Annotated in this window: 3 protein-coding genes and 1 pseudogene; all 4 read left to right on the top strand. The window is 36.3% G+C overall.

The annotated features are described in order from the left end of the window. Positions 1 to 342, top strand: a pseudogene (locus FT986_RS11340) (conjugal transfer protein); the annotation flags it as partial. Then, positions 342 to 1184 carry a hypothetical protein gene (locus tag FT986_RS11335; RefSeq protein ID WP_147865160.1) on the top strand — a complete coding sequence of 281 codons (843 nt, stop codon included), beginning with the start codon at positions 342 to 344 and terminating at the stop codon, positions 1182 to 1184. The pseudogene FT986_RS11340 and the gene FT986_RS11335, both read left to right, overlap by 1 nt. A gap of 10 nt (positions 1185 to 1194) precedes the next feature. Further along, entirely contained in the window at positions 1195 to 1812 is a 618-nt protein-coding gene (locus tag FT986_RS11330; protein WP_147865159.1) for a conjugal transfer protein TraK, read from the top strand. Positions 1813 to 1857: 45 nt separating this feature from the next. Beyond that, positions 1858 to 2772 (top strand): conjugative transposon protein TraM, encoded by a 915-nt coding sequence (gene traM / locus FT986_RS11325; RefSeq protein WP_111540359.1) that lies wholly within the window; start codon positions 1858 to 1860, stop codon positions 2770 to 2772. Positions 2773 to 2802: the final 30 nt, after the last annotated feature.

Below are 2802 nucleotides of genomic sequence, written 5' to 3'. Positions count from 1 at the left end.
AGGATTAATGAGAATAACCAGCAGCTATTTTCAACGGTTCAACATGATCTTCAGGATATACTGAACTCTCCCTACATCCATGCCAACGAGGTAACCAAGGTTTCCAATTCCTTTAATAAAATTATTGAAAGGAGCCTTGATGACCTAGACTTTATTGATGAGATACTCTCCAGTGATTATTTAAAAATGAGTGATGGGGAAAGAGCAAAAGTGTTGAAAGAGAAGGAACGCCAGTCCGAGGAAATGGTCTTTGAAATCACTCAAAAAACCAAACGTTATCGGGATATCATCTCCTTCCGCGAAATGCAGGATAAAATCAACAATCGAGAAAACGGATTCTGATGACTGCCATGATCTTTTTAGGAATTGGGTTGGAATATATAGATTCCGTCTTTCAAGTGATTAAAAACAGTGATTTTTCACAATATACCATTGCTGGAATGAAGGTTTTGGCGGTACTCTTTTTCTTGATCAATATCCTAAAAAAATATAGCGAAGGGGTAACCGATAAAGAGGGTTACACTTGGGGATTGAGTCCTGGGGAATTAGCTAAAAACTTTGTTATTGTCTTGCTGGTTATTTTTTCAACTCAAGTACTTGGATTTTTTGACGGTATTTTGGTGGCCATTGAGTCTCAATATCGGTTGACGGCACCGGCACTTTTACCGCTTCAATTACAAGATATTGAATTGGAAAAAGACATTGGGGGCTGGGATGCGGCTACAAAAGCGATGTCTTTACTCTATGATGCCCTAGTAACCCCACTTTACCCCGTTAAGGTTTTCTCTTTTGTAATCGGACTGTTTCTTTGGGTACTGGATTTATTTATCTATCCACTTTTCTTGGCGGAACGCTATTTTCTCTTGGGAATTATGCAAGCCTTTTTCCCCTTGGTAATCAGCCTCTCCGTTTTTGAAAAGTTTAGGTCTTTGGCTTATAACTTTTTCAAACTTTATGCAGCGGTCTATATGTTGGTCCCGGCTTTCTTTCTGGTGAATGTTTTTGTCAATCAACTCTATACGGAGATCAATACCAATTTTTGGTCGAACCTTTTGGGGTCATCCGCAGGAAACGAGATGATCAAAATTATTGTAGAGGCTGGCTCAATAGCCTTTATCGTGTTTTTAAAATTCAAGTTATACAAAAGGGCAACCTCATTCACGTTTCGATTATTTAGCAATTAAAACAGATAAAATGAAGACACCTTATAAAAATATTTATACCGTTTTGAAAACCAACCGGTTCATTGTCGTTTTTGTGGTTTCCATGGCATTGGGATCCCTTATCTACTCTGGCTGGATCGTTTATGATATAAATAAAAAAGCACTCAATCATGCGTTCGCCATCAATACTAATGGTGCTGTGATTCCTTTGCAATGGGTAGATCAAAAAGATAACTTAAAGGTAGAAGCTTTGGATCACCTGCGTTTATTTCATACCTACTTTTATCAGATCAATGCTACTAATTTTAAAAAAAATCTTGAAAAGGCACTTTGGTTAGGTAACAGTTCTGTTGATAATGTCTATCAACAAAAAAAATCAAATGGTGTCTATAACCGAATCTTACAATACTCCCTTATACAAAAAGTTATTAGCATAGATTCTAAAGTGGATCTGTCTCAAGAGCCTTATCGATTTAGGACCACTACTATTTTTGAAATCAATAGAGGGAAAGTAACCGATAAGTACCAGCTGGTTTCTTCTGGCGATCTAGTGCATGTAGATAGAAGCTACCCCCACAATACCCATGGTCTATTGATTACAAATTACTTTGAAAATTCGTTAAAAAAAATAAACAACGATAACCCATAATCAACTTAACATGTAAACCCCATGGGTTGCCATAAAAAATATATTATGAAAATAAAAAAAAATAAAATTGTTTTTATTTCTGTACTCGCTACTATTCTCCTTTTTATCATTAGTTATTCCATTTTAATGTTGGGGGATGAAAAAAATACAGAAGAGCTAAAACAGACGACTGTTCCTAAATTAAAAGAAGAAAAGGAAACCTATGGTTCTAAATTAGAAGCTATTAATGACCTCAAGGAAGAAAGAGAAAACAATGCGCCAAGTCCATATGATGAAAATTTATTGGACTCCCTAGGATATTATGATCTTGATTATGTAAGAAAGGAAAAGAAGAGGGTCGTAGATAGTATAGTTTTAGCCAACAGGATCTCTTATAACGAAAATCGTTATGAAAGTAAAACCAATGCGTTGACCAATATAGATAGCACAAGGGTTGATGCCGATAAAAAAGAAACGCTATCGGCTAAAGAGATAAGCTTGGAGCATCAACTTTTCTTTGCCTCTGAACCCGCTAAAGGTGAGCTTTCCCTTGCAGCAGAAACAGATGCCCATATATACGCAGCTGTAGATGGAAAGCAGGTAGTAAAAAAGGATTACCGTTTACGCATGCGACTGATGAGAAAAGCTAAAATAGCAGGGAAAATATTTCCAAAAAATACCCCTGTTTTTGGTTTTATAAAATTCCAACCGAACCGTGCTATGGTGGAAATCAACAACATTGACCATCAACCCGTAGAACTCTTGGCCTTTGATTTACAAGATGGGAATGAAGGCATTTACGTGGAGAATAGTTTTCAGGCCGATGCTAGCCAAGAAGTCCTAGATGATGTGGTAGGCGATATAAATATTCCAACTATTCCCCAAGTGAGCGGTATCACTAAAATTTTCCGTCAAAGCAATCGCAATGTAAAGGTTACCATAACCAATAATTATCAACTTTTATTAAAACCTCAATTATGAAAACTTATCAATTTTTTACCATTTTAATTA

The organism is Mesonia sp. K4-1 (assembly GCF_008017825.1).
In the GTDB taxonomy this organism is placed as follows: Bacteria; Bacteroidota; Bacteroidia; order Flavobacteriales; family Flavobacteriaceae; genus Mesonia.
The sequence above is the reverse complement of the archived record's forward strand: the minus strand, read 5'-3'. Positions and strand labels throughout refer to the sequence as shown.

Bases quoted from the DNA above. Each gene is read 5' to 3' on its own strand.
- traM (WP_111540359.1), top strand. From the start codon at position 1,858: ATGAAAATAAAAAAAAATAAAATTGTTTTTATTTCTGTACTCGCTACT.
- FT986_RS11335 (WP_147865160.1), top strand. From the start codon at position 342: ATGACTGCCATGATCTTTTTAGGAATTGGGTTGGAATATATAGATTCC.
- FT986_RS11330 (WP_147865159.1), top strand. From the start codon at position 1,195: ATGAAGACACCTTATAAAAATATTTATACCGTTTTGAAAACCAACCGG.